The 15,437-nt window shown below is 60.3% G+C and carries 13 protein-coding genes; all 13 read right to left on the reverse strand.

Going from position 1 to position 15,437, the window contains the following annotated elements; translation table 11 throughout:
* Nucleotides 1-12: 12 nt before the first annotated feature.
* Complete coding sequence (trpC, locus tag ACEN9A_RS27035) at nt 13-849, reverse strand: indole-3-glycerol phosphate synthase TrpC (protein WP_258671301.1); 837 nt, start codon at nt 847-849, stop codon at nt 13-15.
* Nucleotides 846-1,895 (reverse strand): anthranilate phosphoribosyltransferase, encoded by a 1,050-nt coding sequence (gene trpD, locus ACEN9A_RS27040; RefSeq protein WP_018928870.1) that lies wholly within the window; start codon nt 1,893-1,895, stop codon nt 846-848. Before trpD ends, trpC begins: the two co-directional genes overlap by 4 nt.
* Nucleotides 1,896-1,904: 9 nt before the next feature.
* Nucleotides 1,905-2,498: an aminodeoxychorismate/anthranilate synthase component II gene (locus ACEN9A_RS27045; protein ID WP_018928869.1), complete on the reverse strand. Its 594-nt coding sequence runs from the start codon at nt 2,496-2,498 to the stop codon at nt 1,905-1,907.
* Nucleotides 2,499-2,965: 467 nt separating this feature from the next.
* The gene (gene trpE, locus ACEN9A_RS27050; RefSeq protein ID WP_258671302.1) at nt 2,966-4,447 is read right to left on the reverse strand and encodes an anthranilate synthase component I; all 1,482 of its coding nucleotides are present in this window, start codon (nt 4,445-4,447) and stop codon (nt 2,966-2,968) included.
* Between the two features lie 70 nt (nt 4,448-4,517).
* Nucleotides 4,518-5,336, reverse strand: a complete 819-nt coding sequence (locus tag ACEN9A_RS27055; protein WP_007941650.1) for a phosphoglycolate phosphatase — start codon at nt 5,334-5,336, stop codon at nt 4,518-4,520.
* A complete protein-coding gene (gene rpe, locus ACEN9A_RS27060; RefSeq protein ID WP_007941649.1) occupies nt 5,333-6,007 on the reverse strand; it encodes a ribulose-phosphate 3-epimerase in 675 nt (224 codons plus the stop codon). The genes ACEN9A_RS27055 and rpe overlap by 4 nt, the downstream gene beginning before the upstream one ends.
* Before the next feature lie 91 nt (nt 6,008-6,098).
* Nucleotides 6,099-7,247 (reverse strand): iron-containing alcohol dehydrogenase, encoded by a 1,149-nt coding sequence (locus ACEN9A_RS27065; RefSeq protein WP_258671304.1) that lies wholly within the window; start codon nt 7,245-7,247, stop codon nt 6,099-6,101.
* Nucleotides 7,248-7,402: 155 nt separating this feature from the next.
* Complete coding sequence (locus ACEN9A_RS27070) at nt 7,403-8,227, reverse strand: ABC transporter permease (RefSeq protein WP_018928864.1); 825 nt, start codon at nt 8,225-8,227, stop codon at nt 7,403-7,405.
* A gap of 12 nt (nt 8,228-8,239) precedes the next feature.
* On the reverse strand, nt 8,240-9,487 hold the full coding sequence (locus ACEN9A_RS27075) for an ABC transporter permease (protein ID WP_258671305.1): 1,248 nt from the start codon (nt 9,485-9,487) through the stop codon (nt 8,240-8,242).
* A gap of 212 nt (nt 9,488-9,699) precedes the next feature.
* Nucleotides 9,700-10,743, reverse strand: a complete 1,044-nt coding sequence (locus ACEN9A_RS27080; RefSeq protein WP_019650345.1) for an ABC transporter substrate-binding protein — start codon at nt 10,741-10,743, stop codon at nt 9,700-9,702.
* Between the two features lie 49 nt (nt 10,744-10,792).
* Nucleotides 10,793-11,917, reverse strand: coding sequence for an ABC transporter ATP-binding protein (locus ACEN9A_RS27085; protein ID WP_018928861.1), 1,125 nt, complete (start codon nt 11,915-11,917; stop codon nt 10,793-10,795).
* A gap of 354 nt (nt 11,918-12,271) precedes the next feature.
* Nucleotides 12,272-12,901, reverse strand: a complete 630-nt coding sequence (locus ACEN9A_RS27090) for a response regulator (RefSeq protein WP_495688550.1) — start codon at nt 12,899-12,901, stop codon at nt 12,272-12,274.
* A gap of 84 nt (nt 12,902-12,985) precedes the next feature.
* The gene (locus ACEN9A_RS27095) at nt 12,986-15,382 is read right to left on the reverse strand and encodes a PAS domain-containing sensor histidine kinase (RefSeq protein WP_258671309.1); all 2,397 of its coding nucleotides are present in this window, start codon (nt 15,380-15,382) and stop codon (nt 12,986-12,988) included.
* Nucleotides 15,383-15,437 lie beyond the last annotated feature (55 nt).

A 15,437-nucleotide genomic window follows, 5' to 3' on the forward strand; every position in this document is an offset into this window, starting at 1 on the left:
GCGAAAATGTGTTCAGTCGAGCGTAGAGCCGCTCACTGGAACACCGCGTTCAGGAAAGAACAGGCGCTGAAGTTCAGTACCCGGGCTTTCGGCGCGCATGAACGCTTCGCCGACCAGAAACGCATACACGTCGCTGATTTCCATCAACTCGACATCGGCGCGGTTAAGAATGCCACTCTCGGTGACCACCAGACGATTACGCGGAATACGCGGCAACAGGTCGAGGGTGGTTTCCAGGCTGACCTCGAAGGTGTGCAGGTTGCGGTTGTTCACGCCCACCAGCGGCGTGTCGAGGGTTTTCAAGGCCCGCTCCAGCTCGTCGCCATCGTGGACTTCCACCAGCACATCGAGGCCGACACTTTTGGCCACGGCCGCCAGCTCGGCCATTTTCACGTCATCCAGTGCGGAGACGATCAACAGCACGCAATCAGCGCCCAGGGCGCGGGACTCGATGATCTGGTACGGATCGATCATGAAGTCTTTGCGGATCACCGGCAGCTTGCACGCCTCCCGGGCTTGTTGCAGATACGCATCCGCACCCTGGAAGTAGTCGATGTCGGTGAGCACCGACAGGCAAGTAGCCCCGCCCTTCTCGTAACTCCTGGCAATGTCCGCAGGCACGAAGTTCTCGCGAATCACGCCCTTGCTTGGCGAAGCTTTCTTGATTTCAGCAATCACCGCCGGCTGTTTCTTCTTGGCCTGATCGATCAATGCCTTGGCGAAACCACGGGGTGCATCGGCCGCCTTGGCCAGGTTTTCCAGCTCTGCCAGGCTCACACGAGCGCTACGCTCGGCGACTTCCTGGACTTTGCGGGCCAGAATTTTTTCCAGAACCGTCGGTACACTCATCCCTCATTCTCCACTTTGAATACCGCGGTAAATGCACCCAACTCCTCAAGTTTTTCCCGAGCGAGGCCTGTGTGCAGCGCATCGTGCGCCAGGGCAACGCCTTCTTTCAAACTGCTGGCATGGTCGGCGGCGTACAGCGCGGCGCCGGCATTGAGCACGATCATCTCGGCGGCTTTCTGACCATTCTCGGTCTTGCGCTTGCCCAAGGCATCGCGAATCAGTTCCAGGGAAGCCGCCGGGCTTTCCACCGACAGACCGTGCAGGCTCTGGCTCTTCATGCCGAGGTCTTCGGGCTCGACCCAATACTCGGTGATCTGGTCATTCTTCAACTCCGCGACAAAGGTCGGGGCCGCCAGGCTGAACTCGTCCAGGCCATCCTTGGAGTGCACCACCAGCACGTGCTTACTGCCCAAGCGCTGCAAGACTTCGGCCAATGGCCGGCACAACGCCTGACTGAATACACCCACCACCTGATGTTTCACGCCGGCCGGATTCGTAAGCGGGCCGAGCATGTTGAACAAGGTGCGCAAGCCCAGCTCGCGGCGCGGGCCGGCGGCGTGCTTCATGGCGCTGTGATGGGTCTGGGCAAACATGAAACCGATGCCAACGTTGTCGATGCAGCGTGCAACCTGAACTGGGGTCAGGTTCAGGTAGATACCCGCTGCTTCCAGCAAATCGGCGCTGCCGCTTTTGCCCGACACCGCACGGTTACCGTGCTTGGCCACGGTGCAACCGGCCGCCGCGACCACGAATGAGGAAGCAGTCGAGACGTTGAAGATATTGGCCCCGTCGCCGCCGGTGCCGACCACATCGACCACGCCGTCGAGGGTGTTGAGTTCGACCTTGTCCGCCAACTCGCGCATCGCCGTCACGGCGCCGACGATCTCGTCGATGCTTTCGCTCTTCATGCGCATGGCCATCATGAACGCACCAATCTGTGCGTCCGTGCATTGCCCGGTCATGATTTCGCGCATGACATCACGCATTTCATCGGTACTGAGGTCGAGGTGGCCGACGATACGGCTCAGGGCTGTCTTGATATCCATGGAAAGTCCTTAGCGCGTGCCGCCAGTTTGTTTGAGGAAGTTGGCGAACAGCTCGTGCCCCTGTTCGGTGAGGATAGACTCGGGGTGGAATTGCACACCCTCGATGTTCAGCGTCTTGTGACGCAGGCCCATGATCTCATCCACCGAGCCGTCTTCGAGCTGGGTCCAGGCAGTCAGCTCCAGGCAATCGGGCAGGGTTTCGCGCTTGACGATCAGCGAATGGTAGCGGGTGACCGTCAACGGGCGATTCAGACCTTCGAATACGCCCTTGTCCTCGTGAAATACCGGGCTGGTCTTTCCGTGCATGACCTGACGGGCACGGACCACATCGCCGCCAAACGCCTGGCCGATGGATTGGTGACCCAGGCAAACGCCGAGAATCGGCAGCTTGCCGGCGAAGTATTTGATCGCTTCGATGGAAATACCGGCTTCGGTCGGGGTGCAAGGACCGGGAGACACGACGATGCGCTCAGGCTTGAGGGCTTCGATTTCGGCAATGGTGAGTTCATCGTTGCGCACGACTTTGACCTCGGAGCCTAGCTCGCCGAGGTATTGCACAACGTTGTAAGTAAAAGAGTCGTAGTTATCGATCATCAGCAACATGGCGTTAAGAACCTCTTGAATTCACTGACTTTTAATACGGCCTTCGAATGATTTACCCGCAGTGCGCTGCGCTTTGACGGGTGCTGGAGTGGCGCCAGCAAAGCGGCATTTCGTACAGGTAAAGAAGGCAAAGCGGTACAGGTCCGGCCAGGCCGGCAGAAAAGATTCAGGCGCGCCAACGCCAACGGGCGTGTGCCTTGATGACTTGATCCAGGAGTTTGCTGACGATCAACACGGGAAAGGTCTCATTCATACGTCTGGGCACAGTAACGTAGCTGGGCAGAGCGTGCAATATGGCCGGAGCGACAGCTCGCGAAACAATCGAAGGGTTAGCGACAGATGGCAAAAAGCTGGAAGTTTTTTGGCGGTGTCGAGAGCGGCCGAAGCACAAGATCAAAAGATTAAAAGGGGAATGACAGGCATAAAAAAACGCGGCGCCCTCGCAGGCACCGCGTTTTCTATGTGGATCAGTTTTCCGGGGTTTGTTCGGCCAGGGCCACGGCGCGGAACATCGCGCGACGCTTGTTCAGGGTTTCTTCCCATTCCAGCGCCGGTACCGAGTCGGCGACGATGCCGCCACCGGCCTGCACATGCAGTTCACCGTTCTTGATCACGGCGGTGCGAATCGCAATCGCGGTGTCCATGTTGCCGTTCCAGGCGAAGTAACCGACCGCGCCGCCATAGACGCCCCGCTTGACCGGTTCCAGCTCGTCGATGATTTCCATCGCGCGAATCTTCGGTGCGCCGGACAAGGTGCCGGCCGGCAGGATCGCCCGCAGTGCGTCCATCGCTGTCAGCCCGGCCTTCAATTGGCCGGTGACGTTAGACACGATGTGCATCACGTTGGAATAACGCTCGATGACCATCTTCTCGGTGAGCTTCACCGAGCCGATTTCCGAGACGCGCCCAGTATCGTTGCGGCCCAGATCGATCAGCATCAAGTGCTCGGCGATTTCCTTGTCGTCCGACAGCAGGTCTTTTTCCAGCGCCAGGTCCGCCTCTTCGTTGGCCCCGCGTGGGCGAGTGCCAGCAATCGGGCGCACGGTGATCAGGTTGTCTTCGACCCGCACCAGCACTTCCGGCGAACTGCCGACGACGTGGAAGTCGCCGAAGTTGAAGAAGTACATATACGGCGTCGGGTTGAAGCAACGCAGCGCCCGGTAAAGATCGATAGGCGCAGCCTTGAAGTCGATCGACATGCGCTGGGACGGCACGACCTGCATGCAGTCACCGGCCAGGATGTATTCCTTGATGGTGTCGACGGCTTTCTCGTAATCGTCCTGGGTGAAACTCGAACGAAACACTGGATCGGCCGATTGCTGCTTGCTGAAGTCCAGGCCACGGCGCGGAGTGATTGGCTGACGGAGTTGTTCCAACAGCGCTTGCAGACGCGCCTGACCTTGTTCGAAGGCATCTTCCTGCGACGGATCGGCCAGGACAATCGCATGCATCTTGCCGGCGAGGTTGTCGAACACCACCACCGCATCGGACACCATCAGCAGAATGTCCGGCACGCCCAGCGGATCCGGGTTCGGGCATTTACCCAGACGCTTCTCCACATAACGCACGCAGTCGTAACCGAAGTAACCCACCAGACCGCCGTTGAAGCGCGGCAGACCGGCAATGGTTGGCACGTTGTAGCGCGCCTTGAAGGCTTCGACGAAAGCCAGCGGGTCTTCAACGTCATGGCTTTCGATCTCGACACCGTCGTGGGTCACACTGACGTGGTGATCGTGAACCCGCAATACAGTGCGGCACGGCAGGCCGATGATCGAATAACGGCCCCACTTCTCGCCGCCCTGCACCGACTCCAGCAAATAGGAGTTCGGCTTGTCGGCCAGTTTCAGGTAGATCGACAGCGGCGTGTCGAAGTCGGCCAGGGTTTCGCAGGCAAGCGGGATGCGGTTGTAGCCGGCAGCGGCCAAACGCAGGAATTCTTCGCGGATCATGAGGTGCCTCGTGGCTTGAGGGTCTAACGGTCAGGTATGCAAACGCGCCGGTACGCCGGCCAGGAACAAGTCAGGCGCGCCAACGCCAGCGGGCCAGGGCCTTGATGACTTTCATCCAGAGTTTGCGAGTGACCACCACGATGGCGTTTCCAGCAGGGGGTTGAACAGCGTCGGGCAACGTTATCTCAGCGGCCGGATCCAGGCAACCGGGAATTAGTTTGCGCAGATCATCGATCACCAGCGCCGGCGACTCTTCGGCAATCGGTCGACCGTGGTTATAACCGTAACTGAGGGCCACGCATTTGACCCCCGCCGCTTTCGCCGCCAGCACATCGCTGCGCGAGTCGCCGACGAACAACGATTGCGACGCCGGAATGTTGGCCATTTTCATCACGAAAAACAGCGCGGCCGGGTCGGGTTTCTGTTGTGGCAGGGTGTCGCCGCCGATAATCCATTTGAAGTAACGGCCGATTTTCATCTGATCCAGCAGCGGCGCGACGAAGCGCTCCGGCTTGTTGGTAATCAGCGCCATCGCCACGCCCTGCTTGTTCAGCCATTTCAGGGTGTCGCGCACACCGGGATAGACCACGGTCAGCTCATGCCCCTCACCGTAGGCCTCCATGAAAATCTGCAGTGCACCTTCGGCTTCGCCGTCATCGACCGACGAATGATCGATGCCGCCGGCCAGTGCACGGCGCACCAGCACCGGCGCGCCGTTGCCGACCCACTCACGCACCGGTTCGATGCCGACCGGGTCACGCCCGAGTTTGAGCAGCATGTTATCCACAGCCGCTGCGAGGTCAGGGACCGAATCGACCAGCGTGCCATCCAGATCGAACATCACCAGCCGCGGCAAACGCCCCGGGAACAGCTGCTCAAAACCGCTCATGGGCGAGCCAGCGCCAGTTCGGAGCGCATTTTTTCAATCACTTCCTGGTAGTTCGGCGCATTGAAGATCGCCGAGCCGGCCACGAAAGTATCGGCACCGGCAGCGGCGATTTCGCGAATGTTGTTCACGTTCACCCCACCGTCGATTTCCAGGCGAATGTCACGACCGGAAGCATCGATCAGTGCCCGCGCCTCACGCAGCTTGTCGAGGGTGGCTGGAATGAACTTCTGCCCGCCGAAGCCCGGGTTGACGCTCATCAGCAGGATCATGTCGACCTTGTCCATCACGTACTTGAGCACGTCCAGCGGAGTCGCCGGGTTGAACACCAGGCCCGCCTTGCAGCCGCCTTCGCGGATCAGTTGCAGGGAACGGTCGACGTGCAGCGTGGCTTCCGGGTGGAAGGTGATGTAGGTCGCACCGGCTTCGATGAAGTCACCGACGATGCGGTCCACCGGGCTGACCATCAGGTGCGCGTCGATCGGCGCGGTCACACCGTACTTGCGCAGCGCAGAGCAGACCATCGGGCCGATGGTCAGGTTCGGCACGTAGTGGTTGTCCATGACATCGAAGTGCACGAAGTCGGCGCCGGCGGCCAGGACGTTGTCCACTTCCTCGCCCAGGCGGGCGAAGTCGGCGGAGAGAATCGACGGAGCAATAACGAAGGGCTGCATGACGCACCTTTTTTGAGCAGAATCACGATGGCGCGCATTGTATACCTCATGCTTTGACGCGCGCACCGTGCTGCGATGATTGGGGCAAGTCCTAATAGGCCGCTCGGTAGATCTTCTCGATATCGGTGGCGCTCAACTTACGCGGATTGTTGCGCATCAGGCGTTCGGTGCCGGCGGCTTCCACGGCCATGGCGGGGATCGCCTCCTCGGGTACCCCGAAACTGCGCAGACCTCGCGGGATCTCCACGGCGGCGCACAGCTCGGTCATCGCCTCCACGGCTTTATCCGCCGCTTCATAGGCGCTCAGATGAGCGGTCTTCACCCCCATGGCCTCGGCAATATCCTGCATGCGTTCCACGCAGGCCATCTTGTTCCAGGTCATGACATACGGCAGCAGCAAGGCATTGCTGACACCATGGGCAATGTTGAAACGCCCGCCCAGCGGATACGCCAACGCATGCACCGCGCCGACCCCGGCATTGCCGAACGCCATGCCGGCCATCAGGCTGGCGGTGGCCATGTCTTCGCGGGCTTGCAGGTGGGAGGGATTGGCGTAGGCCTTGGGCAGCGCCTTGCTAATCAGCTTGATCGCGCCAATGGCCAAGGCATCGGTGATGGGCGAGGCGTTGAGCGACAGGTAGGACTCGATGGCGTGCACCAGCGCATCGACGCCACTGGCGGCGGTGACACTGCGTGGGCAGGTCAGGGTCATTTGCGGGCTGACCAGTGCCACATCCGGCAACAGGTAATCGCTGATAATGCCCATCTTCAGCTGCGCGACCTTGTCTGAGAGGATGGCCACGTTGGTCACTTCCGAACCGGTGCCGGCGGTGGTCGGGATGGCGATCAGCGGCGGGCCTTTGCGCGGCACCTGATCGATGCCGAACAAATCCTCCAGCGCGCCGTGATAACCGGCATAGGCGGCAACACTCTTGGCGATATCGATGGCACTGCCGCCGCCGAGGCCGATCAGCCCGTCATGCCCACCCTCACGGTAAACCCGCATACAATCTTCGACGATGGCGATTTCCGGGTCCGGCAACACCCGGTCGAAAATCTCATAACTGCGCTCGCCCAGCTGCGCCAGCGCCAGCTCCACCGTGCCGGACTTGACCAGCGCGGCATCGGTGACGATCAGCGGGTTGTCGATGTCCAGACGTGTGAGCTCGGCCGCCAGTTGCTCGATGGCACCTGCGCCGGTGATCAGTTTGTGAGCGATTTTGAAAGAGGAAAGACTCATGTGCGCAGCCTCTTATAGATAGGGGAGCTGGGCACAATAGTAGCTGGGGATTGGGGTTTGTCTGCAGTAGGAGCTGCCGAAGGCTGCGATCTTTTGACTTTGCTTTTGGAAAATCAAAAGATCGCAGCCTTCGGCAGCTCCTACAGAGGACCGCGTCAGGCTTGGGCGGTACGCAGTTTTTCGCTGCGCCCACGCAGCCATTCCAGGGTCAGCAACAGGATCACCGAGAATGCGATCAGCAGCGTCGCGGCAGCGGCGATCGTCGGGCTGAGGTTTTCGCGGATGCCGCTGAACATCTGCCGAGGCAAGGTCGCTTGTTCGGGACCGGCGAGGAACAGCGTCACCACCACTTCATCGAACGAGGTAGCGAAGGCAAACAGCGCACCGGAAATCACCCCCGGCGCAATCAACGGCAAGGTCACCCGGCGGAACGTCGTCAGCGGCGAAGCGCCCAGGCTGGCCGCGGCCCGCACCAGGTTCTGGTTGAACCCCTGCAAGGTCGCCGACACCGTGATGATCACGAACGGCACGCCCAGCACGGCGTGCACCACGATCAACGAGGTATAGCTGTTGCCGAACCCCAGTGGCGCGAAGGTCAGGTAACTGGCCACACCAATGATCACCACCGGCACCACCATCGGCGAAATCACCAGCGCCATCACCAGCGCCTTGCCCGGGAAGTCGCCACGGGTCAGGCCGATCGCCGCCAGCGTACCGAAGATCATCGCCAGCACGGTCGCTGCCGGAGCCACGATCATGCTGTTCTTCAACGAACGCATCCATTCCGCCGAGGCAAAGAAGTCCTGATACCAGTGCAGCGAGAAGCCTTGCAGCGGGTAGACCAGAAAACTCCCCGAGTTGAACGACAGCGGAATGATCACCAGCACCGGCAAGATCAGGAACAACAAAATCAAGCCGCAGAGAATCCGCAAGCTGTAGAACCACACCCGTTCGATGGGCGACATATAAGGACTCAGCATTTCACTCTCTCCTTAGCTCAGGCGCAGGCGACTGGCGCCCACCAGCCAGCTGTAAATCAGATAAAGCACCACGGTCGCCAGCAGCAACAGCCCACCGAGTGCGGTCGCCATGCCCCAGTTGATGCTGGTGTTGGTGTAGAAGGCGACGAAGTAACTGACCATCTGATCGTTCGGGCTGCCCAGCAACGCCGGGGTGATGTAGTAGCCGATGGCGAGGATGAACACCAACAGGCAACCGGCGCCAACACCGGCATAGGTCTGCGGGAAGTACACCCGCCAGAAACTGGCGAACGGGTGGCAGCCCAGGGAAATCGCCGCACGCATGTAAGTCGGCGAGATACCTTTCATCACGCTGTAGATCGGCAGAATCATGAACGGCAGCAGGATGTGCACCATCGAGATGTAGACCCCGGTGCGGTTGAACACCAGCTCCAGCGGCTTATCGATGACGCCCATGGCCATCAGGCCACTGTTGATCAAGCCGCCCGATTGTAGCAACACGATCCACGCCGCGACCCGCACCAGAATCGAGGTCCAGAACGGCAACAGCACCAGAATCATCAGCAGGTTGCTTTGGCGCGAGGGCAGGTTCGCCAGCAGGTAGGCCAGCGGATAGGCAAGCACCAGGCAGATCATGGTGATGATCAGGCCCATCCAGAACGTACGGGCAAAGATGTCGAGGTAGATCGCCTGATCGGGAGTGGCCCGGGCCAGTTCGCCGAGGTCGTCGATACGGTGGTCGACGGCGGCCAGCAGGTAATAAGGCGTCACGCCACTGGTGTTGCGGCGCACCACCTGCCAATAGGCCGGATCGCCCCAGCGCTCGTCGAGTCCTTCCAGCGCTTCTTTATATGAAGCAGGCTCCGTGGCGAACGGCAAGGCGCGCGCGGTTTTGGTCAGCAGGCTGCGGTAGCCGGCCAACTCCATGTTCAAGCGCTTGGACAAATCACCCAAGGTCTGATTCTTGCGGGCTTCGGCGAGGTCTTCGCTGGCGGCCTTGTACACAGGCTCTGCCGGCAGGCCTCGGCCATCCCAACTGGTAATGGCAGCCACGGTGCGCGGCATCACGCCGACCACTTCCGGGTTACCGACGCTTTTGTAGAGCAGCGCCACGATCGGCACCAGGAACACCAGCAACAGAAACAGCACCAACGGCGCGATCAAGGCTTGTGCTTTCCAGCGGTTGATTCGCTCGGCGTGCTTTAGCCGCTGCTTCAAGGTGGGGTCGGTGCCCGCGTTCACGGGAACGGCGATAGCCATGGCGTACTCCGGAAATCTTTGATCAATCGATAAGGGGGAGCGAAATTGTGGCGAGGGGGCTTGCCCCCGTTCGGCTGCGAAGCAGCCGTGAAACCATGCATCCGGTGTACCTGATACATCGCGGTTGCAGGTTTTAGGGCCGCTTCGCGACCCAACGGGGGCAAGCCCCCTCACCACAAAGGCTCGCCCTCACAAGAGGGCTAGCCCTCTGGTTACTTCGCAGCCCAGGAATTGAAGCGCTGCTCCAGTTGCTCGCCGTTGTCAGCCCAGAAGCTGACGTCGATCTGCACCTGGTTGGCGATGTTTTCCGGGGTGGTCGGCATGTCTTTCAGGACATCCTTGGCCAGCAACGGCACAGCCTGGGTGTTGGCCGGGCCGTAGGCGATGTTTTCCGAGTAGGTCTTCTGCTGTTGCGGCTGCACCGAGAAGGCGATGAATTTCTTCGCAGCTTCGGCACGGGTCTTGTCCAGACCTTTTGGAATGGCCCATGCGTCGAAGTCGTAGATGCCGCCGTTCCACACCACTTTCAGGTTGCTTTCTTTTTGTACCGCGGCGATCCGGCCGTTATAGGCCGAGCTCATGACCACGTCACCGGAGGCGAGGTATTGCGGCGGTTGTGCGCCGGCTTCCCACCACTGGATGCTTGGCTTGAGTTCATCGAGTTTCTTGAACGCGCGGTCCTGGCCATCTTTGCCGGCCAGCACTTTGTAGACGTCTTTCGGCGCAACGCCGTCAGCCATCAGTGCGAATTCCAGGGTGTACTTGGCGCCTTTGCGCAGGCCGCGCTTGCCCGGGAATTTCTTGGTGTCCCAGAAATCAGCCCAACTGGTCGGAGCGGTTTTCAGCTTGTCAGCGTTGTAGGCCAGCACGGTCGACCACACGAAGAAGCCCACGCCGCAAGGCTGGATAGCGCCTTTGACGTAGTCTTCAGACTTGCCGAACAGCTTCGGATCGAGTTGCTCGAACATGTCTTCGTCGCAACCACGGGACAGTTCCGGCGATTCAACTTCCACCAGGTCCCAGGACACGCTCTTGGTGTCGACCATGGCTTTGACCTTGGCCATTTCGCCGTTGTATTCGCCAGCGACGATTTTGCCGTGGCCCGCCGCTTCCCATGGTGCGTAGAAGGCTTTGACCTGCGCCGCCTTGTTCGCCCCGCCAAAGGACACCACGGTCAGGTCCGGGCCAGCCGCCATCGCGTGCGCCGCGCCGATCATGCCGACGACCAGGGCGGTGAATTTCAGGGATCTCAACATTTATTGTTCTCTCCACGTGCAGGGTTGGTGTTGGTGAAGCAGGGGGCGATCAATGCGCCTCTAGAAGTGGGTCGAGCGCGCGAACGTGTTCGACCTGCCAGCCAAGCGGTACCACGTCGCCGACAGCCAGCGCAGGATCGAGCTCGGCAATCGGTTGTTTCACGAAGAAGTCGGTCTTGCCGCAGACTTCCAGGCGAACCCGGACGTGGTCGCCCAGATAGATGAATTCCGCCACCCTTCCCGAGAAGCGGTTGACACAGGACTCGCTCGAGCCATTGAGGCTCACGCGCTCCGGACGAATCGACAGCGTGACGGGTTCGCCGGTCTTGCCGACGTTGACCGCCAGTGCTTCAACCTTTTCACCGCGACCGAGCTCGACCACGCAGCGATCACCGGTATGGCTGTGCAAGCGGCCGTTGAGGCGGTTGTTCTCGCCGATGAAGTTGGCGACGAAAGTATTTTTCGGCTCTTCATAGAGCGTGCGCGGTGGCGCGATCTGCTGGATCTCGCCCTGGTGGAACACGGCGACACGGTCGGACATGGTCAGGGCTTCGCCCTGGTCGTGGGTCACGTAGACCACGGTCACGCCGAGGCGCTGGTGCAGGTGTTTGATTTCCATCTGCATGTGTTCACGCAGTTGTTTGTCCAGTGCGCCGAGCGGTTCGTCCATCAGCACCAGTTGCGGTTCGAACACCAGGGCGCGAGCCAGGGCCACACGCTGCTGCTGACCGCCGGACAGTTGTGCCGGATAGCGCTGGGCGAAGGTGTCGAGCTGAACCATGCTCAGCACACGCTTGACCCGGTCACTGACGTCGCTTTTGTTCAAGCCGCGCACGGTCAGCGGGAACGCCAGGTTCTCGGACACGGTCATGTGCGGAAACAACGCGTAGTTCTGGAACACCATGCCGATGTCGCGCTTGTGCGGTGGCACGTTGTTGATGGAACGCCCGGCCAGTTGAATCTCCCCGGCGGTCGGCGTTTCGAAGCCGGCGAGCATCATCAGACTGGTGGTTTTGCCGGAACCGGACGGCCCGAGCAAGGTCAGGAATTCGCCTTTGCGAATTTCCAGGTTGAGGTCTTTGACAATCAGGTTCTCGCCGTCGTAGCTCTTTTGCACTCCACGAAAGCTGACCAGAATATCGCTGGCCCCTGCACTTGAATCAACCTGGCTCATACCCACACCTTTGTTATTGATGACTGCTGTGGACTAAGCCTAGTGGACGCTGGGAGCCGCGCAAATCGGGGCGCAGGAGAGAATCGCCTCAGCCGGATGGAAGGTTGGGGGTAGGGATTGCCCTACAAGGATGGCGGGGATGGATATGTCGATTCTTGATGGCGACAGACGGTGAGCTGCAAGCCGCAAGAACCGGCGAAAACAGTGTTTAAGGCATGTCGCAATTGGGCATGCCGTTACGGTCCCTGTAGGAGCTGCCGCAGGCTGCGATCTTTTGGCGGCTTCAAGATAGCCGAAGATCAAGATCAAAAGATCGCAGCCTGCGGCAGCTCCTACGGGTGATCGCGTACTGCTTCAGAGGAGTTTGTGTTCCATCGCGTACTTCACCAGTTCGGCCAGGGAGGTGATGTTGAGCTTCTGCATCAGCCGCGCCTTGTGGGTACTGATGGTTTTGCTGCTCAAGGCCAGTTGCTGGGCGATGTCGTTGACGTTGGCGCCCTGGGCCAGGCGTTCGAATACCGAGAATTCACGCTCCGACAGCAACGAATGCAACGGCCGTGTATCGGTCAGGCCAACCTCGAAAACCATGCGGTCGGCCAGGTCTGGATCGATGTAGCGCCCGCCCGCCGCGACCTTGCGAATCGCCGTCAGCAACAATGCCGGATCGCTGTCCTTGGTCGCGTAACCCGCAGCGCCGACCTTCAACGCCCGAGCGGCCATCTGCGCTTCGTCGTGCATCGACAGCACCAGAATCGCCGGCGGATTGTTCAAGGCGCGAATCCGCGGGATCGCTTCCAGGCCGTTGACCCCGGGCATGGAGATGTCCAGCAACACCACTTCGCAGGGAACATGGCGCAAGGTATCGAGCAACTGCTCGCCATTGCTCGCCTCCCCGACCACCAGCAAGTCCTTGGCCAGGCCGATCAATTGCTTGATGCCTTCGCGAACGATGGTGTGGTCTTCGGCTACCAATACACGGATCACGTTCTTCTCCATTCTTCTTATGTCAGAACCAGGATCTATCGCGGGCTTGCCTGCAAAGGCGCCAGCTCAAACAACACAAAACCATCAGGCTTCATCCAGCGGCACTCGCACCGTCAGTGTCGTGCCCTCCCCCGGCTCACTCTCAAGCGACAATTGCCCGCCCATGATCAACACCCGCTCACGCATGCCGACCACGCCAAAGGATGTCGGCCTGCCAGGCGCGGCGACAAATCCTACGCCATCATCGCTGACAGTCAGACAAAGCTCATCGCCCTCAAGGGCCAGCGTCAGTTCAACAGTATGCGCCTTGGCGTGACGCATGACATTGGTCAGCGCTTCCTGAAGGATGCGGAACAGGCCGATGGCCTTGGCATCGCTGAGCACCGGCAAGTTATCCGGCACTTGTACCAGACACGGAATATGGGTGCGTGCCTCGAACCGTCGGGCCTGCCACTCGATGGCCGAGGCGATCCCGGCATCGAGAATCGGTGGCCGCAGCGCCGTGGCCACATCACGCACCAGTTGAAACAGCTGCGCGATCAAACGCTTCATGCTGTTCAAGCGCTCGTGCAGGCCAGGGTCGAGCTGCGCATAAGCCAGTTCGCACATGGACGTTTCCAGCTTCAACACAGTCAACATCTGCCCCAGCTCGTCGTGAACTTCCCGGGCAATCCGCGCCTTCTCCTCTTCCCTCACGCTCTCCAGGTGCGCAGACAACTCGCGCAACTGCTCACGGGAGCTGGCCAGCTCCAGCTCGATGCGCTTGCTCTCGGTGATGTCCCAGACAATCCCGTCCCAGACATAGGCGCCGTCTTCCAGTCGGCGGGTAATGGCCTTGATCTCGGCCCAGCGCTGTTCGCCCTGACGAGTCAGAATCCGCCCCTGCCACGACCAGTCGCTGTCGGTGTCCAGCGCATGGTCCTGAGTCTGGTGATAACTGGCCTTGTCATCCGGATGCACCAGGCTGCGCAGGCCTTTGTCCCGATGGGCCAGGGTGGCCGGCGAGTACCCCACCAGGCTCTCGCTGCCTTCACTGATGTAGGCAAAGTCGATCTGCCCGGTTACTGGTGCGCGCTCCAGACGAAAGACCAGTCCGGGGACGTTGGCGGCGATGCCTTGCAGCCGCGCTTCGCTTTCCTGCAAGGCGGCCAGGGCGCGACGACGCTCGGTGACGTCGTTGAGGTAAACCACCAGGTATTCGCCCTCACGAAACCGCAAGAAACTCAACGAAACATCCGCCGGCAGAATACTGCCATCGGCCCGCACGCAATTGGTTTCGAAACTTAGCGGCCCTTCCTCACTGGCCCGGGCGCGCTTCCACAGACTCAGCCAGCGGTCCATGTGCAAACCGGGCTCGAAATCGATCAATGGTCGATCAATGATCCCGCCCGCCGGATAGCCGAGCATACTTTCGGCGGCACGGTTGGCGTAGCGCACATGGCTGTCCCAGTTGACCCAAAGGATGCCGACGGTGCTTTGATCGATGGAGAACTGCGTGAGGCGCAAGGCTTCTTCGCTGGCCTCGCGCAGGGCAATGTCTTCGCGCGCCGCCAGCAAACGTTGCTCCAGACTGTGTTGCTGACGACGCTGCCAGTACACAATGGCCATGCTGCTCAGCAATAACACCAGCAACAGCAGACAGAGGTTTTTCCAGAAAACCGGTGAATCGGACAGCCGCGGGTACTTGGGTTGCAGCCATTGATCGTGCAGTCGCTCGAGGTCTTTGGCCGGTATCGCGCGCAGCGCGTTTTCGACGATGCCGGCCAACTCCGGCCAGTCCCGACGCGTGGCCACTCGCAACAGTTGCGGGAAACCGATGTCGCCCACCACGGCCAGCCCGGCGAACTCAGGCTCTGCAGCCAGACGCCCGAATTGCGCTTCATCGACCACCGCGTAACCGGCTTGCTGACTCAACAACAGTTGCAGCGCCTGGCGCTCCAAAGGCACGCCTTGCAGGTTCAGATGCGGATAGGTGCTACGCAAAAAATCCGCGGTGACGCTGGGCATGCGCACGGCGACGCGGGTCTGACTGTCGAGTTTTTCCAGCTCCACCACACCGGTGCTCTTCTGGTCGCTGACCACCAGTTGCGGCACCCGCATGTACGGATCGGAAAATTGCCAGAGTCGTAAACCGGCGGGAGTCTGGGTCAGTCCCGGCGCGATATCGATATCGCCTTCGCGCGCGGCGGCTTCCAGTTGCGCAAGATCAGGATAATTACGCCAGCTCAGCTCGACCTTGAGCGACTTGGCCAGCCACTTCATCAACTCGATGTTGACCCCGGACAGGCGCTGCAAGCGGCGATCGTATTGGGCATAGGGCGCTTGCAACACCACCCCGACCCGCAACTCTTCATGCTGCGCCAGCCATTGCTGTTGCGCCGAAGACAATGACACGACGTGCGCCGGTGGCGCGGGAGCCGCCCAGCCCATCAAGGGAAACCACAAACAGCCGATAACCCACAGGCAGCGAAAATGCATCATCGAAGTCTCACACACTGACAAATACTGACCAACCCATTAGGCTGCCGGAATAACT

The sequence above is a fragment of the Pseudomonas sp. Pseusp18 genome (genome assembly GCF_059506005.1).

Excerpts from the sequence above, each read along its gene's own strand:
- ACEN9A_RS27075 (WP_258671305.1), bottom strand. The coding sequence starts at position 9,487 with ATGGCTATCGCCGTTCCCGTGAACGCGGGCACCGACCCCACCTTGAAG.
- trpE (WP_258671302.1), bottom strand. The coding sequence starts at position 4,447 with ATGATCCGCGAAGAATTCCTGCGTTTGGCCGCTGCCGGCTACAACCGC.
- ACEN9A_RS27070 (WP_018928864.1), bottom strand. The coding sequence starts at position 8,227 with ATGCTGAGTCCTTATATGTCGCCCATCGAACGGGTGTGGTTCTACAGC.
- ACEN9A_RS27095 (WP_258671309.1), bottom strand. The coding sequence starts at position 15,382 with ATGATGCATTTTCGCTGCCTGTGGGTTATCGGCTGTTTGTGGTTTCCC.
- ACEN9A_RS27045 (WP_018928869.1), bottom strand. The coding sequence starts at position 2,498 with ATGTTGCTGATGATCGATAACTACGACTCTTTTACTTACAACGTTGTG.
- ACEN9A_RS27065 (WP_258671304.1), bottom strand. The coding sequence starts at position 7,247 with ATGAGTCTTTCCTCTTTCAAAATCGCTCACAAACTGATCACCGGCGCA.
- ACEN9A_RS27055 (WP_007941650.1), bottom strand. The coding sequence starts at position 5,336 with ATGAGCGGTTTTGAGCAGCTGTTCCCGGGGCGTTTGCCGCGGCTGGTG.
- ACEN9A_RS27085 (WP_018928861.1), bottom strand. The coding sequence starts at position 11,917 with ATGAGCCAGGTTGATTCAAGTGCAGGGGCCAGCGATATTCTGGTCAGC.
- trpC (WP_258671301.1), bottom strand. The coding sequence starts at position 849 with ATGAGTGTACCGACGGTTCTGGAAAAAATTCTGGCCCGCAAAGTCCAG.
- ACEN9A_RS27080 (WP_019650345.1), bottom strand. The coding sequence starts at position 10,743 with ATGTTGAGATCCCTGAAATTCACCGCCCTGGTCGTCGGCATGATCGGC.
- rpe (WP_007941649.1), bottom strand. The coding sequence starts at position 6,007 with ATGCAGCCCTTCGTTATTGCTCCGTCGATTCTCTCCGCCGACTTCGCC.
- trpD (WP_018928870.1), bottom strand. The coding sequence starts at position 1,895 with ATGGATATCAAGACAGCCCTGAGCCGTATCGTCGGCCACCTCGACCTC.